Source organism: Pseudomonas sp. Pseusp88 (assembly GCF_047303955.1).
Classification (GTDB): Bacteria; Pseudomonadota; Gammaproteobacteria; order Pseudomonadales; family Pseudomonadaceae; genus Aquipseudomonas.
The window spans coordinates 378,163-399,716 of record NZ_JBGLYM010000003.1 but is presented as its reverse complement, the minus strand read 5'-3'; the positions used below and the strand labels follow the sequence as shown (position 1 = coordinate 399,716).

Annotated in this window: 18 protein-coding genes; 7 read left to right on the top strand and 11 right to left on the bottom strand. The window is 59.9% G+C overall.

Features of this window, described 5'->3' with window-relative positions:
* Positions 1 to 42: 42 nt before the first annotated feature.
* Positions 43 to 2,076 carry a response regulator gene (locus ACCD02_RS06340; protein WP_413299519.1) on the bottom strand — a complete coding sequence of 678 codons (2,034 nt, stop codon included), beginning with the start codon at positions 2,074 to 2,076 and terminating at the stop codon, positions 43 to 45.
* Positions 2,073 to 3,557 carry an ATPase domain-containing protein gene (locus tag ACCD02_RS06335; RefSeq protein WP_413299517.1) on the bottom strand — a complete coding sequence of 495 codons (1,485 nt, stop codon included), beginning with the start codon at positions 3,555 to 3,557 and terminating at the stop codon, positions 2,073 to 2,075. The genes ACCD02_RS06340 and ACCD02_RS06335 overlap by 4 nt, the downstream gene beginning before the upstream one ends.
* A 207-nt stretch (positions 3,558 to 3,764) precedes the next feature.
* Here ACCD02_RS06335 and ACCD02_RS06330 point away from each other — a divergent pair, with 207 nt between their 5' ends.
* On the top strand, positions 3,765 to 4,577 hold the full coding sequence (locus ACCD02_RS06330; protein ID WP_413299515.1) for a crotonase/enoyl-CoA hydratase family protein: 813 nt from the start codon (positions 3,765 to 3,767) through the stop codon (positions 4,575 to 4,577).
* A gap of 109 nt (positions 4,578 to 4,686) precedes the next feature.
* The gene (gene nudC, locus ACCD02_RS06325) at positions 4,687 to 5,523 is read left to right on the top strand and encodes an NAD(+) diphosphatase (RefSeq protein WP_413299513.1); all 837 of its coding nucleotides are present in this window, start codon (positions 4,687 to 4,689) and stop codon (positions 5,521 to 5,523) included.
* Here nudC and ACCD02_RS06320 read toward each other — a convergent pair.
* Positions 5,491 to 6,270 (bottom strand): TSUP family transporter, encoded by a 780-nt coding sequence (locus tag ACCD02_RS06320; protein ID WP_413299511.1) that lies wholly within the window; start codon positions 6,268 to 6,270, stop codon positions 5,491 to 5,493. The two genes, nudC and ACCD02_RS06320, sit on opposite strands and share 33 nt — an antisense overlap.
* Before the next feature lie 339 nt (positions 6,271 to 6,609).
* On the opposite strand from ACCD02_RS06320, the gene ACCD02_RS06315 reads away from it, so the two are divergent.
* Together ACCD02_RS06315 and ACCD02_RS06310 are read left to right on the top strand one after the other, a co-directional pair.
* Positions 6,610 to 8,805, top strand: coding sequence for an EAL domain-containing protein (locus ACCD02_RS06315; protein WP_413299509.1), 2,196 nt, complete (start codon positions 6,610 to 6,612; stop codon positions 8,803 to 8,805).
* A 293-nt stretch (positions 8,806 to 9,098) separates the two neighbouring features.
* Positions 9,099 to 10,016, top strand: coding sequence for a bestrophin family protein (locus ACCD02_RS06310; protein WP_413299507.1), 918 nt, complete (start codon positions 9,099 to 9,101; stop codon positions 10,014 to 10,016).
* Positions 10,017 to 10,077: 61 nt separating this feature from the next.
* Here the strand turns inward: ACCD02_RS06310 and ACCD02_RS06305 are convergent, their stop codons facing one another.
* Entirely contained in the window at positions 10,078 to 11,094 is a 1,017-nt protein-coding gene (locus tag ACCD02_RS06305; RefSeq protein ID WP_413299505.1) for a zinc-dependent alcohol dehydrogenase family protein, read from the bottom strand.
* Positions 11,095 to 11,207: 113 nt separating this feature from the next.
* Here ACCD02_RS06305 and ACCD02_RS06300 point away from each other — a divergent pair, with 113 nt between their 5' ends.
* Positions 11,208 to 12,188 (top strand): LysR family transcriptional regulator, encoded by a 981-nt coding sequence (locus ACCD02_RS06300; protein WP_413299503.1) that lies wholly within the window; start codon positions 11,208 to 11,210, stop codon positions 12,186 to 12,188.
* A 155-nt stretch (positions 12,189 to 12,343) separates the two neighbouring features.
* Here the strand turns inward: ACCD02_RS06300 and ACCD02_RS06295 are convergent, their stop codons facing one another.
* Both ACCD02_RS06295 and ACCD02_RS06290 read right to left on the bottom strand, forming a co-directional pair.
* Entirely contained in the window at positions 12,344 to 13,087 is a 744-nt protein-coding gene (locus ACCD02_RS06295) for a hypothetical protein (protein ID WP_413299501.1), read from the bottom strand.
* Between the two features lie 221 nt (positions 13,088 to 13,308).
* Positions 13,309 to 14,226, bottom strand: coding sequence for a LysR family transcriptional regulator (locus ACCD02_RS06290; RefSeq protein WP_413299499.1), 918 nt, complete (start codon positions 14,224 to 14,226; stop codon positions 13,309 to 13,311).
* A 137-nt stretch (positions 14,227 to 14,363) separates the two neighbouring features.
* Here ACCD02_RS06290 and ACCD02_RS06285 point away from each other — a divergent pair, with 137 nt between their 5' ends.
* Both ACCD02_RS06285 and ACCD02_RS06280 read left to right on the top strand, forming a co-directional pair.
* The gene (locus ACCD02_RS06285) at positions 14,364 to 15,419 is read left to right on the top strand and encodes a tartrate dehydrogenase (RefSeq protein ID WP_413299497.1); all 1,056 of its coding nucleotides are present in this window, start codon (positions 14,364 to 14,366) and stop codon (positions 15,417 to 15,419) included.
* 86 nt (positions 15,420 to 15,505) lie between these two features.
* A complete protein-coding gene (locus tag ACCD02_RS06280) occupies positions 15,506 to 16,834 on the top strand; it encodes a dicarboxylate/amino acid:cation symporter (protein WP_413299495.1) in 1,329 nt (442 codons plus the stop codon).
* 30 nt (positions 16,835 to 16,864) lie between these two features.
* Here ACCD02_RS06280 and ACCD02_RS06275 read toward each other — a convergent pair whose 3' ends face one another.
* The 5 genes from ACCD02_RS06275 to ACCD02_RS06255 all read right to left on the bottom strand — a co-directional run bounded on the left by ACCD02_RS06275 (position 16,865) and on the right by ACCD02_RS06255 (position 21,487).
* Entirely contained in the window at positions 16,865 to 17,395 is a 531-nt protein-coding gene (locus ACCD02_RS06275; protein ID WP_413299493.1) for a DUF4142 domain-containing protein, read from the bottom strand.
* Between the two features lie 237 nt (positions 17,396 to 17,632).
* Complete coding sequence (locus ACCD02_RS06270; protein WP_413299491.1) at positions 17,633 to 17,899, bottom strand: hypothetical protein; 267 nt, start codon at positions 17,897 to 17,899, stop codon at positions 17,633 to 17,635.
* A 420-nt stretch (positions 17,900 to 18,319) separates the two neighbouring features.
* Positions 18,320 to 19,327 (bottom strand): transketolase family protein, encoded by a 1,008-nt coding sequence (locus ACCD02_RS06265; RefSeq protein WP_413299489.1) that lies wholly within the window; start codon positions 19,325 to 19,327, stop codon positions 18,320 to 18,322.
* Positions 19,324 to 20,169: a transketolase gene (locus ACCD02_RS06260; RefSeq protein WP_413299487.1), complete on the bottom strand. Its 846-nt coding sequence runs from the start codon at positions 20,167 to 20,169 to the stop codon at positions 19,324 to 19,326. Before ACCD02_RS06260 ends, ACCD02_RS06265 begins: the two co-directional genes overlap by 4 nt.
* A gap of 19 nt (positions 20,170 to 20,188) precedes the next feature.
* Positions 20,189 to 21,487 carry an MFS transporter gene (locus ACCD02_RS06255; protein WP_413299485.1) on the bottom strand — a complete coding sequence of 433 codons (1,299 nt, stop codon included), beginning with the start codon at positions 21,485 to 21,487 and terminating at the stop codon, positions 20,189 to 20,191.
* Positions 21,488 to 21,554 lie beyond the last annotated feature (67 nt).

Genomic DNA, 21,554 nt, shown 5'->3' with positions numbered 1-21,554 from the left:
GCGGCAAACAATGTGGGACCGGCTAAAACCGGCCCCACAGGTTCAATCAGTCCCAATCATCTCCCGCACCTTGGCCGTCAAATGGTCAAAGGCAAAGGGCTTGGTGATCATTTGCATGCCCGGATCGAGAAAACCGGCGCGTACGGCGGCATGTTCGGCGTAGCCGGTGATAAACAGCACTTTGAGTTCCGGGCGCAGTTGTCGGGCGATTTCCGCCAGTTGTCGGCCGTTCATGCCAGGCAGGCCCACATCGCTGATCAGCAGGTCGATACGCTGACTTGATTCGATGATCGGCAAGGCGCTATCGGCGTCGCCAGCCTGGACGAAGCCGTAGCCCAGCTCCCCCAATACTTCACTGACCAAGGCCCTGACTGCCGGATCGTCTTCAACGATCAATACAGTCTCGCCTTCGCGAGCGCGTATTGCCTGATTGGGCAGGGCCTGTTCGTCCTGACTCTGCTCGCCCCGATACCGCGGCAGGAACAACTGCACCGTGGTGCCCTGGCCTACATCGCTCTTGATTGTCACATGACCGTGGGACTGCTTGCAGAAGCCATAGATCATCGACAGCCCCAGGCCGGTGCCCTGGCCGATGGGTTTGGTGGTAAAGAATGGATCAAAGGCCCGGCTGATCACGCTCTCAGGCATGCCGCAGCCGGTATCGCTGACGCTGAGCATCACGTAGTCGCCGGGCAGCAGGTTTTCATGATCGACGGTGTAGCTGCGGTCCAGATGCTGGTTGCTGGTTTCAATCAGTAGCAGGCCGCCATCGGGCATGGCATCCCGAGCGTTGAGCACCAGATTGAGCAGGGCGCTTTCCAGTTGATTGGGGTCGGCTTCGGCAGTCCACAGCTTTTCATTGAGGACCATTTCCAGGCGAATGCTCTCATTGATGCTGCGGTGCAGTAGCTCGCCCATGGAGGTGACCAGTTGATTCATTTCCACCGGCTTGGAATCCAGTGACTGGCGGCGGGAGAAGGCCAGCAGGCGATGGGTCAGGGCGGCTGCGCGATTGGCCGAGGTGACGCCCAGATCGATCAGGCCATCGAGGTCCTCGGTACGGCCACGGGACAACCGTCGTCGCAATAACTCCAGGCTGCCGATAATGCCGGTCAGCATGTTGTTGAAGTCGTGGGCGATGCCACCGGTCAACTGGCCGACGGCTTCCATTTTCTGTGACTGGCGCAGCACTTCTTCGTTATGCCGCAGCTGTGACGTGCGTTCTTCGACCTGCTGCTCCAGGGTTTCGTTGAGGCGTCGTAGCTGGGCTTCAGCCTGTTTGCGCTCGGTGATGTCCGAAGTCACGCCGACCAGGGAAACCACCCGGCCATTGCGTGCGCGAATGGCTCGGGCGCGGACATCGACCCAGTTCAGCGACCCATCCGGCCAGACGTTGCGAAATTCGATAACGAAGTCATGGCCCATGTCCAGGCTCAGTTGCAGCGCCGATTGCATGCGCGGCTGGTCCTGGGGGTATACCGTTTCCAGCCAGTCCTCGTAAGTGAAGGGCTGTTCTTCGTCGCGACCGTAGTGGGATTTGCTCATGGCCGAGCAGTTAAGCACGCGAAACTCCGTTTCCAGCTGCCAGGAGCCCAGGCGTCCTGCTTTGAGCGCGTGCTGCAGGCGCTGCTCGCTTTCCAGCAGATCGGCCATGCGGCTGCGCGCCTCATATTGGCGGCGCCGACTGCGTACGGCGGTACTGACCAGGCTGACCAGGGTTGCGGGGTGAAATGGCCGCTCGAGAAAGGTCACGTTACCCAGCTGACGGCCCAAGTGGGCGGAAGGGTTGCGTTCCGGCCCGCCGTGGTGAGTCAGCAGGACGATGGGCAGGTCCGACCAGGCCGGTTGCGCGGCCAGCAGGCTCAGCAAAGGGTTTATGTCGGTGCCGCGCAATGCTTCGTCGGCGATGATTGCCAGCCCCACTCCGGCGCTGATTTCCCTGCTCAGCTCATTCAGATCGTGGGCGATCAGGGCCGGGAAACCGGCCTGTTGCAACACCATCAGGGCAATCTGACTGTCGCGCCCCAATGGCGCAAGAATGACGGCGCGTTCCGATAATAACCCTGGCGTGCTCACGTATCCTCGTCCTGCAATAACGGCATGCTTTCGCCAAAGTAATGGGGGACACCGCGCAGTACACCCTGGAAGGCTTCCAGCGGTGCTCCGATTTTCAGGCCGGTGGCGCCGATGCGGTATTCACGAATGGTGGACTCGTGATCGCCGGTGCGTTTCTTGATGATGGAAATGGCCCGGCGCACCTTGCCCAATGCCTCGAAGTAACGCAACAGAATTACCGTGTCAGCCAGGTAGGTGATGTCCACCGGCGCCCGCATATCGCCAACCAGGCCATGCTGGGCCACTGTCATGAAGGTCGACGCGCCCTGGCGATTCAAGTAGAGCAGCAGTTCGTGCATGTGCAAGACCAGCGCATTTTCTTCCGGCATGGCGGCCTGATAGCCGTTGAGGCTGTCGATGACCACGGTCCTGATATGTTTTTTGTCCACATAGCTACGCACCCGGTGCGAAAATTCTCCCGGCGACAGCTCGGCGGCGTCGACCTGTTCGATCAGCAGGTTGCCGGTTTCCTTCAAGGCCTGCAGATCGATGCCGATCTTGCGCATGCGCGAATGCAGCAGGCCCATTTCCTCATCGAAGATAAACAGGCCGACCCGCTCGCCACGAGCCACCGCAGCGGCGGCGAAGATCAGCGAAATCAATGACTTGCCAGTACCTGCCGGGCCAAGAATCAGGGTGCTGGAACCGCTGTCGATGCCACCGCCGAGCAGGTCATCGAGTTCCTGAATACCGCTGCTGATCTGCTGGCTGTCATTGCGGTTGCGGTGTTCGGCGGCCACCAGGCGTGGAAATACATGGATGCCGTCCTCCAGAATAGTGAAGTCGTGATAGCCGCCGCGATATTTCTGCCCGCGATACTTGACCACCCGCAGGCGGCGACGCTCGGCGCCGTAGTTGGGATTGAGTTCTTCCAGGCGGATCACGCCGTGGGCGACGCTGTGGACGGTCTTGTCCAGGGTCTCGGTGGTCAGGTCATCGAGTAGCAGTACGGTGGCGTCATAGCGCGCAAAGTAATGCTTGATGGCCAGGATCTGCCGTCGGTAGCGCAACGAGCTTTGCGCCAGCAGGCGGATTTCCGAGAGGCTGTCGATGACCACGCGGGTAGGACGCACGCGCTCGACGGCATCGAAAATCTGCCGGGTCGCCTCGCCCAGTTCCAGGTCCGAGGAGTACAGCAGGCTTTGCTGATGCTCGGGATCGAGGAGGCTTTCCGGCGGGGTCAGTTCAAAGATGTCGATGTGTTCGTCAAAGGTCCAGCCGTGGGAGAGCGCTCCGTCGCGCAACTCCTTGTCCGTCTCGGACAGAGTGATGTAGAGCGAGCGTTCGCCTGCTGCTGCGCCGGCCAGCAGAAACTGCTGGGCGACGGTGGTCTTGCCGGTACCGGGCTCGCCTTCGAGTAGAAAGACATGACTACGTGACAGACCGCCCGCCAGGATATTGTCGAGGCCGGCAATGCCGGTTGCTGCTTTGGATGTATTCAAGAGTCACCCTCATGTGACTGGGGGAAGTATCCTTTTACTGGACCGCACTCGAAGTTGACCGTTCCGAGTATTTGTGAAAAACCATGGCTTTTTGCCTTGTAAAACAAACGCCCGAGTCCGGGAAATGGCGTAACCACGCCCTGCGACGCTGCCTGCAGGATTGTTATAGTCCAAGACCTTTCTCCCCGTTCGATAAGGAATGTCGCCGTGCCTGACTATCAAGCTTTTCTGGTTGAGCTGACCGATAACATTGCCCACGTGCAAATCAATCGGCCCGAGAAAATCAACGCCATGAACACGGCGTTCTGGTCGGAAATTATCGAGATTTTCCAGTGGGCCGACGACGCCGACGAAGTGCGGGTTGTGGTTCTCAGCGGCGCTGGCAAGCATTTTTCTTCCGGTATCGATCTGATGATGCTGGCCTCGGTGGCCAATGAGCTGGGCAAGGATGCAGGCCGCAATGCACGCATTCTGCAGCGCAAGATCCGCCAGTTGCAGGCCTCGTTCACTGCCGTGGACAAGTGCCGCAAGCCGGTCCTGGCGGCCATCCAGGGTTATTGCATCGGTGGCGCCATCGACCTGATCTCAGCGTGCGACATGCGTTACGCTGCTGAAGACGCGCAATTTTCCATTCGCGAAATTGATATGGGCATGGCCGCCGATGTCGGCACCCTGCAACGCCTGCCGCGGATCATCGGCGACGGCATGATGCGTGAACTGGCCTACACCGGGCGTACCGTCGGCGCCGAGGAAGCCCAGCGTATCGGTCTGGTCAACCGAACCTTTGTCGATCAACCGGCACTGCTGGACGGGGTCTTTGCCATTGCCCGGGAAATCGCCGCCAAATCACCGATCGCCATTGCCGGGACCAAGGAAATGATCACCTATATGCGTGATCACAGCATCGCTGATGGTCTCGAACACGTTGCTATCTGGAACTCCGCCATGCTGCAATCGGCAGACCTGAAGCTGGCGATGGCGGCACAGATGGCCAAGCAAAAGCCCCGCTTTGAGGACTGAGTCGGTGTAAGGTGGCGATCCATGTCGCGTAATCCCTTCGGCTCCGTACGAAAAGTGGCTTCGCTCGCTGACCTTTCGTATAGACCCTTTAAGTAGAGGAGTTTTTTTCATGACACGCCCAAAGCGTTGGACAACTGCCGTACTGGATATCGAGGTCTCGGGCGGTTGGGCGGTCGTCCACAGTGACCAGGGGTTTCTGTTGGACGGCAACGGCGTAATGTTTCCCCGTGAATGGCTCAAGCGTCAGGAATTGGCGGTCGTCAGTGAGCACGGTATCGGCCATTTCGATGGCGAGCCGGTGTATCTGTTGGTGGTCAGCAAGGCGCAGGAGGTCGAGGGCTGTAACTGGCAGGGCTTGCGCCAGTTCATGTTGCAGGGCGACTTCGACGTCTATCAGAAGCTGGGCTATGCCGCGCAGATCAGTACATGGGCCCGGGAGCATCGCTTTTGCGGCGCCTGCGGTCGGCCGACCCGGCAGATCCCCGGCGAACGTGCCATGTACTGCGAGCATGACGACCTGCGTTTTTATCCGCGCATCTCGCCGAGCATGATCGTGCTGATCACCCGTGGCGATGAAATCCTTCTGGCCCGTTCGCCGCGTTTCGTCACCGGGATATACAGCACCCTGGCCGGATTTGCCGAACCGGGTGAGTCGGTAGAGGAGTGTGTGCGTCGCGAGGTGATGGAGGAAGTGCAGCTCAAGGTCAAAAATATTCAGTACATGGGCAGCCAGTGCTGGCCGTTCCCGCACTCGATGATGCTGGGCTTTCATGCCGAGTATGAAAGCGGCGAGATTGTCCCCCAGGCCGATGAAATCGAAGACGCGCAGTGGTTTTCGGTCCACGACCTGCCGCCGCTGCCGGCCGGGCGCTCCATCGCCCGTTACCTGATCGACAGTTACGTGGCGCGGCGCTTAGGCACCGCTGAACCAGTGCTGCCAGGCTAGGCGCACGGTCAGGCCCAGGACCACGGTGATGAAGACCGGGCGGATGAATCTGGCACCGCCCTTGATCGCCGTGCGGGCGCCAAGGAAGGCGCCGACCATCAGCGCCGAGCCCATGCTCAGCCCGATCAGCCAGTTGACCTGGCCGGAAAAGATAAACACCGACAGGGCTGCAGCATTGCTGACGAAGTTCATGCTGCGCGCCACACCGCTGGCCTTGACCAGGTCCAGCGGGTAGATGAGCAGGCTGCTGACCGTCCAGAACGCGCCGGTGCCCGGCCCGGCAACGCCGTCATAGAACCCCAGGCCCAGGCCCTGTGGCAGTTGCCACTTCTTATTGATCGGCGCATTGCTGTCCAGGGGCGCCTTGGGGGTGCCGCCAAACAGCAGATACAAGCCACAGGCGAAGACAATCACCGGCAGCATCTGATTCAACCAGGCGGCGGGCAGATAGTGGGCAATCACTGCGCCGATCAGGGCGCCGATTGCCGTGCCGATCAGGGCGTTGCGCCATTGCCGGGGCGAGAACAGCTTGCGCCGGTAGAAGGTGAAGCTGGCGGTGGCTGAGCCGAAGGTCGAACTGAGCTTGTTGGTACCCAATACCAGGTGCGGCGGCAGGCCGGCGGTCATCAGGGCAGGGGTGGTCAACAACCCACCGCCACCGGCGATGGCATCGATGAAGCCGGCAACAAAGGCGACGACCGCCAGGGCGGCCAGGGTGAGGGGCTCGACACTGAAATCTATAGGCATGGAGAAAGGCTTACTGGGCAGAATGGGCAGAAGGGCTGCCCGAAAGGCGCGCAGTTTAACCGCATTTGCTCAATAAAACGCTGTCATGCAGCAAGCACATCCCGGCTCCCGGAATTGGAATGCATTCTGTAGGAGCCGGCTTGCTGGCGATTGCGTCAGCTCAGCCAATGAAGATGGTGCCTTTGATACTGCAATCGCCAGCAAGCTGGCTCCTACAAATACGCGTTCAAATTCGAACGTTGTCGTGTTCGATAGGGCCGATATTAAAGCCTGACAACTGGCTCTACCCCAAGGCGCCGGGTAGGATAGCCAGATGCAATCACCAGCCAGTCCGTCGCCATGTTCAAACCCACTTTTGCCTGGGATGCCACCCGTCGCAGCCATCAACTGATTCTGCGCCTGCTTCCCGCCATCTGCGCGTTATTGCTGCTGATCGGCCTCGGTGGCTACTTGCTGGTCAAGAATGCCCTGAGTCAGGACCTCGACGTACAGCAGCGCTCGCGCATGTTTATTGCCCGCACCCTGGAGCAGGTGCGTAACGAGGTGGGGCGCAACATCATCAACTACAGCAAGTGGGGTGAGGCCTACAAGCACTTGCATGTCACGGTGGACAAGGGCTGGGCGGACGATCAGCGCAATGTCGGTGACATTCCCTTTCAGTTGTATGGCTACAACGGTGTACTGGTGATCAATGCCCAGGACCGCACGGTGTACGCGGTGATTGATGGCAAGGCATCGGATATCCAGGCCAGCGACTGGCTGGAAGGGGACCTCAACGGTCTCGTCGCGGCCGCACGGGCGTCGAACAACGACAACGACGGTGTGGTCCGCGCGCTCACCGTCGCCGGAGTTCCTGCGTTGGTGGCGGCCTCGACCATCTCGCCGGGCTGGGACCCGCTGATTCAGGTGACCCCCGGGCCGGCCTCGGTGATGATGTTCATTTCGGTTCTCGATGCCGACAAGCTCAATCATCTGAGTGAAACCTACGGCCTGCCGGGCATCACGGTTTCCCGCGAGCCGCTGGCTGATCATGAAAGCATGCCGTTGCTGGAATCCAATATCCAGCTCAACTGGAATGCGCCCCAGCCGGGTATGGAGTTGCTGCGACAAACCCTGCCGCTCTTTATCGCCGGGGTGCTGGCCCTGGCGGCGGTGTTGATCATATTGCTGCGCTACGCCATCGCGTCGGCACGGCAGATCGATGCGCAAATTGATGCACTACGCAGCAGCCAGGCTCAAGCGCATCATCTGTCTCTGCATGACTCGCTCACCGGTCTGCCCAATCGCTATCAGTTGCACCAGTTCCTCGCCAGCCAGTTGGACCCACACCCTGCACAACCCCTGGCGCTGCTCAGCCTGGACCTGGACCGCTTCAAGCCCATCAACGATGCGCTGGGTCACGCCGCCGGCGATCAGGTGCTGCAGGAAGTCGGCCGGCGTCTGCGCGACGCGGTTGCGGCGGATGGCATGGTCGCGCGCCTGGGCGGGGACGAATTTATTGTGGTAGTCCCCGGCCGTGTGGATCAGTCAGCGCTCTTCGAATTCTGTGCCCACCTGGTCGAGCAGCTGTGCCATCCCATTCACCTCGACGGCCATACGGTTGCCATCGGTACCAGTATCGGTATTGCCCTGGCACCGGAGCACGGTCGCAGCGCCATGGATCTGCTGCGCATGGGCGACATCGCCCTGTATCAGGCCAAGGCCGAAGGGCGTAATACCTGGTGCCTGTATGCTCAGACCATGAGCGCGCAACTGCTCGCTCGCCAGCAGCTTGAACAGGAGCTGCGCCTGGCCTTGCGTGAGGGTGAGTTGCGTGTGCATTACCAACCGCGTTATGCCACCGTCAACGGCGTCCTGTGCAGTTTCGAGGCGTTGGTACGCTGGCAGCATCCGCGCCAGGGGTTGCTGGCCCCCGACGTCTTCATAGCCCTGGCTGAAGACACCGGCCTGATCCTGCCGCTGGGCCGTTGGGTGCTGGAGCATGCCTGTCTCGAGGCTGTGAAATGGCCGGACGACGTTGGCCTGTCGGTCAACCTGTCTCCGTGCCAGTTCAGTGGCAGTGAAGATATCGTTGCCAGTGTCGGGCAAGCGCTGGCCAATAGCGGCTTGCCGGCGTCGCGCCTGGAGCTGGAAATCACCGAGCGGGTATTCCTGGAAAACACCCAGAGCGCCCTCAGTACCCTGCACGGGCTCAAGGCGTTGGGTGTACGCCTGAGCCTGGACGATTTCGGCACCGGCTTTTCATCCCTGGCCTATCTGCGCAGCTATCCGCTGGATGGGATCAAGATCGACCGCAGCTTCATTACTCACCTGATCGAGCACGGCACCGACCAGGCCATCGTCCAGGCTGTGATCGATCTTGGCCGTGCCCTCGGTATTCGCGTCACGGCCGAAGGCGTGGAGACCCTCGAGCAACTGGAATGCCTGCAACGCCATCCCTGCGATGAAGTGCAGGGCTTTCATTTCAGCAAAGCGCTGCCGGCGGAGCAGTTGGCGCCGCTGTTCGCGGCAGCACCGATGGCAAGGGGCATTTGAGCATGACTGCAACGCTGCCCAACGAACCCGCGTATCTGGGCAAGCCGTATCCCCTTGGCCAGTCCCTGGCTCCGTACTTTCCCTTATTGTTGCCATGCCAATCGGCTTTTACGCCCGTTGACGGTGAGTCTGAACAAATCCGCTGGATAGAGCAGTGCGACCATTCTCTCTATGACTAACCCGATTGCCTCGCGCTGATAATGTGGCACCGGCTTCAGCCGGGAATAACCCCCCCTCGGCTGAAGCCGGGCCCACAGAAAAGCGCGTCGTTTTAATATATTCAGGAATTCCCCTTGATCATCCGCCCTAGAACTCTCTCGACCCTGACCCTGCTGTTCTCCCTCAAAGGCTCGATCATCCCGGCCATCTGGCGCAAGGTGTTGTTCACTGTATTGGTCAGTTCGGCGGTGGTAACAATTCACGGCACGCTGTTCAACTTCAAGGTCATCCTCACCGCTACGCCCTTCACCCTGTGGGGGCTGACCCTGGCGATCTTCCTGGGCTTTCGCAATACCGTGGCCTACCAGCGTTTCTGGGAAGCGCGCACGCTGTGGGGCGAGCTGCTGATCGTCAGCCGTAACCTGACTCGTCAGAGCCTCAGCCTCTTGCCTGGCCTGAGTCGTGAGCATCGCCGTGATCTTGCCGAAGGGTTGATTGTGTTCAGCCGGGCGCTGAAGAACGACCTGCGTGCCGACCCGCAAAGCCCGGAGATTCAGGCGTGGATCGACAAGGGCCATGAGCACCCTGCAGCGCCCAGGCAGTGCCTGCCCAATGCCGTGCTCGGCGAGCTGGGCAAGCGCTATATGGCGGCGACCCAACTGGTGCAGACCAGCCCCGTGGTGCAGGTGGATATCGACCAACAATTGTCACGGCTGTCTTCGGTGCTCGGAGGCTGCGAGCGCATCAGCAACACGCCGATTCCCTATCCCTACATCCTGATGCTGCACCGCATCGTGCACGTCTACTGCTTCCTGTTGCCGTTCTGCCTGGTCGACACGATTGGCTGGTTTACGCCCCTCGCCGTGTGCGTACTGGCCTACACCTTCTTTGGCCTCGACGCCCTGGGTGATCAGATCGCCGATCCGTTCGACAAGCAGCCCAACGACCTGCCCCTGGAAGCCATGTGCCGGACGCTGGAGATTTCAGTGCTGGAGCTGCTCGATGAGCCTGCGCCGACACCGTTGCAACCCACGGGCGACGTACTGCTCTGATCAGGCCGGTACGCCAGGGATAATATGCGAGGCTTTGATCAAGGTGGCGGCGACAGTAATTTCAATCGTGCTCACCTGATGGCTGAAGCTCGACAACTACCTTGCCTGTCGCTCTGCCTTGCGCCACCAGCTCGTGAGCATCGTTCACGCTCTCCAGCGTAAAGCGTCGATCATCCAGACGGACCCGCAACTGACCGGCCTCGGCCATGCGTGTCGCTTCAGCCAGAATCTCGCCATGATGCTTGCGCCCCTTGCCGGTCAGCAGCGGCAGCAGGGTGAACACCCCGGAGTACGTCGCGCCGCGAAAGGACAGCGGCGCGAGCCTGTGTTCGCCCCAGCCCAGACAGCTGACGACATGGCCGGTGTAGATTTTCGCCACTCTGAATGAGGCATCAAGGGTGGCGCCGCCCACGGTGTCGTAGACGATGTCGAAACCTTCCCCGGCGCTGTGCTGCTCCATGTACTCGGCCGGGCTCTGGTTGCGGTAATCAATGGCCGTGACGCCGAAGCTTTCAATCGTTTCGCGACTGCTTTCGCTGCCAGTGGCAAATACCGCTGCGCCATGGGCCTTGGCGATCTGCACGGCGATATGGCCAACGCCACCCGCGCCGCCGTGGACCAGCACGCTGTGTCCGGCCTGGACCTTGGCCCGATCGACCAGGCCTTCCCAGGCAGTGATGAAAATCAGCGGCAGGGCGGCAGCCTCGCGCATGCTCAGGTTATGCGGCTTGGGTGCCAGCAGGTCGGCGTCCACCGCCATGTACTGCGCCAGCGAGCCCTGCTGGCCGCCGATGCCGCCGACCATGCCATACACCTCGTCACCCACCTTGAACGCACTGACTCCGGCCCCGAGTACCTCGACCACGCCGGCCATATCCATGCCCAGTACCGCTGGCAAAGGCTGGCGGGCATGGCCGCCCTGGCCGCGGCTGATCTTGGTATCCAGCGGGTTGACGCCGCTGGCCATGACTTTCACCAATACCTGGCCTGCCTGAGGCACAGGGACGGGCAGTTCCTCCAGCTGCAAAGGCGTTTCGGCTTGTACAGCGACGGCAGCGTGCATGGTGGTCTGGCTCATGGGGTAATCCTCTGAAGTTGGGCGATGGAGACACTGTGCGCTGTTCTGGTTATTTCAATAAGTCGCCAAATGCCTATAGTATTTATTCCAGATCGTCGCTAAGTGAGATGTATATGGACGCATTGGAAGCCATGACAATCTTCGTTCGGGTGGTGGAACGGGGCAGTTTCTCCTCGGTGGCCCGGGAACTCGGCGTCACCCAACCGACCATCAGCAAGCAGATCGGCCTGCTGGAAAAGCGCCTGGGTGGGCGCCTGTTTGCCCGGAGCACTCGGCAGTTATTCCTGACCGACGAAGGTCAGCGGTACTATGAGCACTGCCGACAAATCCTCAGCGCGGTGGACAGTGCCGAGCAGAGCTTCAAGACCGGGCAGGAGCAAGTGGCCGGCACATTGCGTATCGCTTCGTCAGGCAGCTTTGGCCGAGTGCAGATCGCGCCGCGCTTGCACGGTTTTTTGCAGCGCTATCCGGACGTGACCATCGACCTGCAGCTGAGCGACGAGAACGTCGATATCATCAGCGAGGGCATCGACGTCGCCATTCGCATCGGCGAGCTGAAGGACAGCGGTCTGATCGCCCGTCAGATTGGCCTGACCCGGCGCGGCGTATTCGCCGCGCCTGCCTACCTCGAGCAACACGGGCTACCGCTGACCCCCGCTGACCTGGCCCGCCACAATTGCCTGGTGTTCAGCCAACTGGCGCAGTTTGATCGGTGGCGCTTTGCCCGCGATGGCCAATGGCAGGCGGTGCAGGTCAAAGGTAATGTGCGCAGCAATAACAGCGAGTCGATTCGGCAACTGGTGCTTAGCGGTGCCGGTTTGTCGTTGTCGCCGTCATGGCTGTTTCGCGAGGATTTACAGGCGGGACGGGTGAGGGCGGTGCTGGAGGATTACACCACCGCTACATTGCCGATTCACGCGGTATTGGCACCGGATCGACGACAGTCGGCGCGGGTGCGTGCGTTCATCGAATATCTGGCGCAGGGTTTTGCCATGAATGGGGATATTGCCTTTGCAGGCGTTCCTGCTGCCGCGCAGCAAAAACTTGGCAGGGGCGGGAGTAAATCTGGTGGGAGCGAATTCATTCGCGAATAGGTGCATCGGACGCATTAGTATCGTCTGAAGTCCCGCTTTCGAGAATGATTTCGCTCCCACAGAGTTTAGTTATTCAGTGGGTTTTGCGTTTTTTGATCAAGGCTGCCGATGACGGCGAATGAGTCTGTCAGATACATCTATGTCATGCGGTGATGCTATCCGATAATACGCAATGCAGTATACAAAGACTCAATGATGTATCTTTCATTGCTACCCGTGTAGTTGATCTGAACCTCACCGCCAGGTTCGGTTTGGTCAAGCATGAACCGCCACATGTAGACAAAGTCCTCACCGTCGGCAATCCCGAAGCGCACTGTTGCAATTACATGGCCGTCGCGTGCATAGCTTGTCCATCCGGCACCGATTATTAAAGGTCCCTGAGGGAAGTTGATTCTCAAGCCTGGCTCTGGAATGTCGTGAGGATTGAACTCACCATTAGGGGCCTGCGGAACGGTTACCGGGTCGAGCGATCCAAGCGCGTCGACAATATAAATCTGTAAGGTGGGTGAGAACTCAACGTTTCCGCTGACCGGATCTTCGACTTCGTAGAAAATATCACATACGGGGGCTTCGCCCTCAACGATATTATCCAATACCAAATTTTTCGGCAGAACGAAATCTATATAACGACCTGCTTCCGTGACGGGCAATGTTGTACGGTAATTGGCTTTTCCCCTCCAGGTAAGTCGAATACTATTGCCAGCGCGAATGCTCTCGGTTGCCACTATCCGAACAGTGACGCCGGACTCGGCAACGGCGCCTGGATATAGTATAGGAGGGTCTCGTGCCTCAACAACGGTGGGCGCTAGCAGTGCTTGAGCTCCCGGTGCGTATTGCAGCTTGTTGGATATCTTCAGCTGTCCTGGCGGAGTGGGCATATGCTGGTGTGTCTTTGCCATTTTCGGTGACCTTCCTATAAGAGTCGGTAATGTGCCACCTCTCTCTGTAAAATTCCTGAATCTCATATTTTTCAAGGCAGGAGCGATGAGCGAGCACAAGGCAAGATTACAGCGCCCATATGGCTATCGATACTGATAGAAGTACTAGTATTTAGATTGATTGGAAATTATTGAAAGTTCATCGCTGCTGTTTAATTATTTTGTGGCAGTCAGAGATGGGCTCATCTGACTTCATCTTCCCCCAGATGATCAATATGCTCAAACCGCTCGACCAGAAAATCGATCAGGCTGCGTACCCTCGCTGACAGGTGCAGTTGTTGCGGGTAGACGGCGTAGACATCGGCCCGGGTCGGGGTTTGGTCTTCCAATACCAGGCGCAGACGGCCGCTGCGTACGTAGCGGGCGATATCCCATTCGGCGCGCAAGAGAATGCCGTAGCCCTCCAGTGCCCAGTTCAGTGCCACTTCACCATCGTTGCAGCCCAGGGCGCCGCGCACCTTGATGTTCTGCGTGCGCCCGCCGTTGGTGAAGCTCCAGACGCCATAGGGCGTTTCGTTCTGGCGCAGGAAGATACAGTTGTGTTGTTGCAGGTCGGCCAGGCGTTCGGGTACGCCGTGCTTTTCCAGGTACAGCGGTGAAGCGCACAGGAGTCTGCGATTGGAGGCGATCTTGCGCGCATGAAAGGCCGCGTCCGGCAGGCTGCCGAAGCGGATGCCCAGGTCGAAGCCGTGGGTGGTCAGGTCCAGGGGGTGGTCGCTGATTTCCAGCTGGATCTCCACCTCCGGGTAGCGCGCAAAGAATGCGGCCAAAGCCGGGCCGATATAGCGGCGGCCAAAGCCCAGGGAGGCGTTGACCCTGATCAGGCCCTTGGGCGTGGCACGGCTGCTGCTGACCAACTGCTCCACTTCATCGATCTGCGTGAGGATGCGTGCGGCATGGGAGAAATACAGCTCACCCTCGGTGGTCAGGCTCATCGAACGGGTGGTGCGATTGACCAGGCGGATCCCCAGGCGCGCCTCCAGAGTGCTCAAGCGCTTGCTCACGGCGGGCGGCGTCACACCCAGCTCCCTGGCCGTGGCGGCGAGGCTGCCTTGCTTGGCCAGCAGGTAGAAAAACGACAGATCCAGAGTCTGATTCATTCGTAACTCAAAGTTATGGATGTAGTGATTTTGAGTAACTCACTGCTTTTAAGTCACTACATATACTCCCCTCAACCCCTGCTTGAACAGTCCGGTTCGCCAGGTAAAACAAGAACGTTGAGAGAGTGGAAACCATCATGAATGCATACAGAATTGCTGCGGTTCCCGGTGATGGTATTGGCGTGGAAGTGATCGCTGCCGGTGTCGAGGTGTTGCAGGCACTGTCGAATAAATCCGGCTTTGCCCTGGACTTCAAACACTTCGACTGGAACTCCGACAATTATCTGAAGGACGGCTACTACATTCCCGAAGGCGGGCTTGCCGAGCTGAAAACCTTTGACGCGATTTTCTTCGGTGCGGTCGGTGCTCTGAATGTTCCCGACCATATCTCCCTGTGGGGCCTGCGCCTGCCGATCTGCCAGGGCTTCGACCAATACGCCAATGTCCGCCCGGCGAGGGTATTGCCGGGGGTGAAAAGCCCACTGCACAACGGCCATCTGATCGACTGGGTAGTGGTGCGGGAAAACTCCGAGGGCGAGTACTCCGGCAACGGCGGTCGCGTGCACCGGGGCCTGCCGGAAGAGGTGGCCACCGAGGTGTCGGTCTTCACTCGCGCCGGGGTCGAGCGCATTCATCGCTTCGCCTTCGAACTGGCCCGCAGTCGGCCGCGCAAGCATCTGACTATGGTCACCAAGTCCAACGCCCAGCGCCATGGCATGGTCCTGTGGGACGAGATTTTCTACGAGGTGGCCAAGGACTTCCCTGATGTGCACATCGACAAGGAACTGGTCGATGCCGTGACCACACGCATGGTGCTCAAACCGGCGACTCTGGATGTGATCGTTGCCACCAACCTGCACGCCGACATCCTTTCTGATCTTGCAGCGGCCCTGTCCGGCAGCCTGGGGATCGCACCGACCGCCAACCTGAACCCTTCGCGACAGTTTCCGTCGATGTTCGAACCCATCCATGGCTCTGCCTTCGACATCACCGGTAAAGGTGTGGCCAACCCCATCGCGACCTTCTGGACCGCTGCGATGATGCTCGAGCATCTCGGCGAGGCCGGTGCGGCCCGGCAGTTGATGGCGGCCATCGAAGCGGTCACCGAAAGCGGCCTGCACACCCCTGACCTGGGCGGTAGCGCCACGACTCGACAGATCACCGATGCCGTGCTGGAGCTGATCAACCGCTGATTCAAAACAGTACTGCGGCATAGCGCCAAGGGGCAGCTCTGCACCCTTGGCATTTCCTGACAACAATAAAAAATCAGGGCCCTGTGATGAAAAGAATAATTGGCAAACTCTATGTACAAGTCCTGATCGCCGTCATTCTCGGCGCCCTCGTCGGGGTGCTGTTCCCCGACACTGCCACGGCACTCAAGCCCTTGGGTGACGCCTTCATCAAGTTGATCAAAATGCTCCTGGCACCGGTGATTTTCCTCACCGTGGTCTCGGGTATCGCGCGTATGGAAAGCATGAAGGAACTGGGCCGCGTCGGTTTTCGCGCGCTGCTGTATTTCGAAGTAGTCTCGACCCTCGCGCTGGTGGTGGGCCTGATAGTGGTGGACGTCTTCAAGCCCGGCGCAGGCATGAATATCGATGCCGCCAGCCTGGACACCACCAGCCTTGCCACCTATACCAGCGCGGCCAGGCACAGCTCCTTTATGGAATTCGTGATGAACATCATCCCGGACACTATTGTTGACGCCTTCGCCAAGGGCAATGTGTTGCAGATCCTGTTGTTTTCGATCCTGCTGGGTGTCGCCCTGGCCCAGGTCGGGCCTCGGGGCAAGGTGTTTGTCGATGCCCTGGACAGCTTGATGCAAGGCATGTTTCGCATCGTCAATATGGTTATGCGCCTGGCGCCCGTCGGAGCCTTTGGCGCAATCGCCTTTACCATCGGTAAATACGGTTTCGGCTCCTTGTTTTCCCTGGGCAAGCTGATGGCCTGCGTCTACCTGACCTGCGCGCTGTTCGTGATCTTCGTGCTCGGGCCGATCTGCCGCTACAGCGGTTTCAGCCTGTGGAAGTTCCTGCGCTTTATCAAAGAGGAGTTGTTCACTGTGCTGGGCACCAGTTCCTCGGAATCGGTGTTGCCGCAAATGATCTCGAAAATGGAGCGGGCAGGGGTGTCGAAACCCGTGGCAGGGATGATCATTCCCTCGGGCCTGACCTTCAACCCGGACGGTCAGGCGATCTATTACACCATTGCCGCGATCTTCATTGCCCAGGCCACCAATACGCCGCTGACCCTGACCGATCAACTGATCGTCCTTGCCGTACTGATGTTCACCTCCAAGGGCTCGGCGGGGGTTACCGGCTCAGGCTTTATCATTCTTGCCGCAACCCTGGCGTCACTGGGCACCATTCCGGTAGCGGGCATGGTCCTGTTGCTGGGGGTGGACCGCTTCATGTCCGAAGCCCGGGCCATTACCAACACCATTGGCAATGGCGTCGGCACCATGGCCATTGCCAAGTGGGTCGGTGCGCTGGATACCGAGAAGATGAACCGGGCTCTCAATGGCGAGCCGGAGCCTGAAATCAGTCAGGCCGCAACGCCGGTTACGCTCGCCAAGCACGGGGCGATCAGCGGGGCGGCGCGGGCCTGATCCGGGGTGAGGGCGTTGCGATGACGCCCCTTATTCTTTGGCCGCATCCCCACCATGAGCCGCTGCCAATTCCTTGGCTTTTGCCAGGTGCTCTTTGAGCTTGGGCAGGGTTTCTTTGGCGAAGGCCTGCAATTGCGCGTCCTCGCTGCCAGCTGCCTCTTCCTCGAATAGCTTGACGGCGTCCTCGTGGGCCTTGACCTGATTATTGGCGTAGGCCTGGTCAAAGGATTTGGCGCTGCGCAGGTCAAGGATCATGGTCTTGATCTTGGCCATCACGGTTGGGTCTTCGCGAACCTCCAGTTTTTTACTCTGGGCGATTTCCTTGAGCTTGTTATTGGCCAAAGTGTGGTCCTCGACCATCATCCCGGCGAAGGCTTTTACATCTTCGGAAACGCCTTTTTGCTGTGCCAGTTGGCCTGCCTGAATTTCACCGACACCGGCGGCTGAAGCGTCATCGATGAAGCTTCGCGGGCTTTCGGCGGCGAAGGCGCTATGGCAACCGAGGGTGAGGGCGAGCGCCAGGGCGCTGGATTTGAAGGTGTGAGTGAAGTTGTTAGCCATGGTTAACATTCCTTATTGTTGGGCTGGGAACAGCCGTAACGAACGGCATGGAAATGTCGACTGAGGGCATTTGCGGGGGTTCAGTTTTTTTGGCTGGGTGGCAGGTCTCAGCCGCCAGATGCGTTGGAATGCCATTTTCTTTGTGGGAGCCGGCTTGCTGGCGATTGATATCTGGCAGGCGATATCGTCATTGAGTGACCTGACCCAATCGCCAGCAAGCCGACTCCCACAGTCCGATCAACTCGCAGGTTTATCCATCAAACGCACTTCCATCACCTCCAGCACGTCACAGCTATCGCGCAACAACAGGCTGGCGGCATGGGCGATATGGGACAGGTCCTGCTCGTCCGGGTCGGGCTTGCGGGTGCCGTCGAGGCATAGCATCAGGTTCTTCACCGCCTGCAGGCGCTCGTAGGCGACGCTGTGCAGGTCGCTTAACGGGGCGTCCGGGTTGATGAACAGGACGGTATTGCAGAGGGTGCTTAAAGGTATATAGCGAGTCATACGGGAACATCCATAAGTGGTAATAACTCTGCCGCCGTCTCGTCGCCAAACGAAACAGGGTGGCAGCTGTACGCGGGTTGGCGAACCGGTCCACTTTACCCGGCAGACTCGAAAGTCTCCCGCGCACAGTTGCCATATCGATGCCCACACAGAGTGAGGCAACCGAGCTTGCAGCTGTTGCGTAAAATGGATGCGGATCGCCAAATCCGATCGCTGGTATGCAGCGACGGGGCGAATCATAGGGGGGAGGAGGATAGGGTGCAACCGTTCGACGGCAGCGGTCTGAATGGAAATGCGGTTTTTGTGGGAGCTGCCGAAGGCTGCGAAAGCGGTTTATCAGGCAAACCTATTCGCAGCCTTCGGCAGCTCCTACAGATTCGGATTGCGGGCAAGCCTCGCGGCAGCAAGGCTGCATAGCGCTTAAAGCCAGGCTTTTATCCGCGCACTGACGGCGCTTGTTGATATGCCATAGCGATCATGCAACGTTGGCAATGCGCCCGCATCCAGGAAGGCATCGGGCAGGGCGATCTGGCGGAAGGTCGGCGTCACGCCATTGCGCAGCAGCACACCCGCAACCGCCTCACCCAGGCCGCCAATGATCGAATGGTTTTCCGCCGTGACCACCAGGCGCCCGCTCTTGCGCGCTTCGGCCAGGATGGTCTGCTCGTCCAGGGGCTTGATGGTCGGCACGTGCAGCACCGCAACATCGACACCATCGGCCTTGAGCTGTTCGGCGGCTTCCAGGGCGCGCATGGTCATCAGGCCCGTGGAAATGATCAGTACATCGTTGCCGGTGCGCAGGGTCTTGGCCTTGCCGATCTCGAATTTGTAACCGTATTCGTCCAGCACCACCGGCACGTTGCCGCGCAGCAGGCGCATGTACACCGGGCCCTGGTGAGCAGCGATGGCGGGGACGGCCTGTTCGATTTCCACGGCATCGCAAGGGTCGACGATCATCAGGTTGGGCATGGCGCGGAAGATCGCCAGATCGTCGGTGGCCTGGTGGCTCGGGCCGTAGCCGGTAGTCAGGCCGGGCAGGCCGCAGACGATCTTGACGTTGAGGTTCTCCTCGGCGATGGCCATGCAGATAAAGTCATAGGCACGCCGTGAGGCGAACACCGCATAGGTAGTAGCGAAGGGCACGCAACCTTCGCGGGCCATGCCGGCGGCGGCGCTCATCAGCAGTTGTTCGGCCATGCCCATCTGGTAGAACCGCTCGGGATGAGCCTTGGCGAAGATGTGCAGGTCAGTGTATTTCGACAGGTCCGCCGACAGCCCGACGATATCGGAACGCTGCTCGGCCAGCGCTGCGAGGGCATGACCAAAAGGCGCCGCGCGAGTGGCCTGGCCTTCGGACGCGATGGAGGCAATCATCGCCGAAGTGGTCAGGCGTTTCTTGCCGGTTGCTGCTGTGTTGGCGCTGCTCATTTGTCGCTCCCACCCTGAAGAATAGTCAATGCCACATCCCATTCGTTTTCATCGACGCGAATGAAGTGGGTCTTTTCCCGGTTTTCCAGAAACTCCACGCCCTTGCCCATTTTGGTGTCGCAGATGATCACCCGAGGCCGCGCGCCGGTATGGTTGCGGGCGGCATCGAAGGCGCCCACCAGTGCCTCGATATTGTTGCCGTCCACCCGCTGGACGAACCAGCCAAAGGCCTGCCAGCGGTCGACGATGGGCTCGAAGGCCAGTACCTCGCTGGAATGGCCGTCGGCCTGCTGATTGTTCACATCGATGATGGCGATGAGGTTGTCGAGCTTCCAGTGCGAGGCCGACATGGCGGCCTCCCAGGTCGAGCCTTCGTTCAGTTCGCCGTCGGACAGCAGGTTGTAAACGAATGAATCCGACTGCTTGCGCTTGAGCCCGAGACAGGCGCCGACGGCAATGCCCAGGCCGTGGCCGAGGGAGCCGCCGGTGATTTCCATGCCGGGGGTGTAGGCGGCCATGCCGGACATGGGCAGGCGGCTGTCATCGGTGCCGTAGGTTTCCAGTTCGTCGAGGGGAATCACCTCGGCTTCGATCAACGCGGCGTACAGAGCGATGGCGTAGTGACCGATGGACAGGTAGAACCGGTCACGGCCCTCCCATTGCGGGTTATGCGGCTGATAGCGCAGGGCGTGGAAATACGACACAGCCAGCAGGTCGGCCGCGCCCAGGGCCTGGCCGACATAGCCCTGGCCCTGCACCTGGCCCATGCGCAGGGCATGGCGGCGAATGTTATAGGCGCGCTGCTTGAGTGCAGGCCCTTGGTTAGAAGCTTTTGCAGTCATGGGTGTTTACTCCGATGTCTTAACGATTGACCGAGCTGGCCGGAATGCGCAGGACCAGCAGGACCCCGGCACACAGCACGGCGGTGATCAGGTACATGCCCAGGGCGCTGGAGCCGGTGCTGGTGGTGATCCAGCCGATCAGGTAGGGCGAGCAGAAGCCCGCGAGGTTGGCGAAACTGTTGATCCCGGCGATGCCTGCGGCAGCGGACACACCACCCAGCAAGGTGGTGGGCAGCATCCAGAACAGTGAGGACGCCGACAGCACACCAGAAGCGGCCAGGCACAGGCTCAGCACCGACAGCAACAGGTTGCCGCCGAGCAGCGCCGCCAGGGTCAGGCCTATCGCCCCGGCAATCATCGGAATGATCAGGTGCCAGCGGCGCTCGCGGTGCTTGTCGCTGCTGCGGCCCATCAACAGCATGGCGACGATGGCGCACATGTACGGCAGGCTGGTCAGCAGGCCGATATGCAACGGATCGGAGACCCCGGCGTTACGGATCAGGGTCGGCAGCCAGAAGGTAATGGCGTACTGGCCCATGACCACGCAGAAGTAGATACCGGCCAGCAGCCACAGGCGCCGGTCACGCAGGAACTCGGCAGCAGAGGCGTGGTTGACCTTGCGGCTGTTGTCTTCGGCCAGTTCCTTGTTGATCAACTCCTTTTCATCGTCATTGAGCCAGGTGGCCTGGTGCACGCCATCCTTGAGATACGCCAGGACCAACAGGCCGACGATCACCGTGGGGATGGCTTCAATGACGAACATCCATTGCCAGCCCGCCCAGCCATGCAACCCGGCGAATTTGGCCATGATGAAGCCCGACAGCGGCCCGCCGATCATCCCGGACAGGGGAATGGCCACGAACCACAGTACGGTCATGCGCGCCCGGCGATAGGACGGGAACCAGTAGGTCAGGTACAGCAGCAGCCCCGGTGCCAGGCCCGCTTCGGCGATGCCGAGGAGAAAGCGCAGGCTGTAGAACTGCCAGGCGGTCTCGACGAAGGCGAACAGTGCCGAGATGATTCCCCAGGAAATCATGATGCGGGCGATCCAGCGCCGCGCGCCGACCTTGTGCAGGATCAGGTTGCTCGGCACTTCGCAGAGAAAATAGCCAAGGAAGAACATGCCGGCGCCGAGGCCGTAGACGGTCTCGCTCAGGGCCAGGTCGTTCATCATCTGCAGCTTGGCGAAGCCGACATTGACGCGATCCAGGTAGGCGCACAGGTAGCACAACATCAGGAACGGCATCAGGCGCCACGCGGTCTTGCGATAGGCGTTGGAGCGGGCGGTGACGACCGCTTCCAGGGACAGGGTTGTCATGATGGTCTGATCTCTTTGTTTTTATTGGCAGCTGACGGCTGCAACGTCGATCGGAACAGCGCCAGCC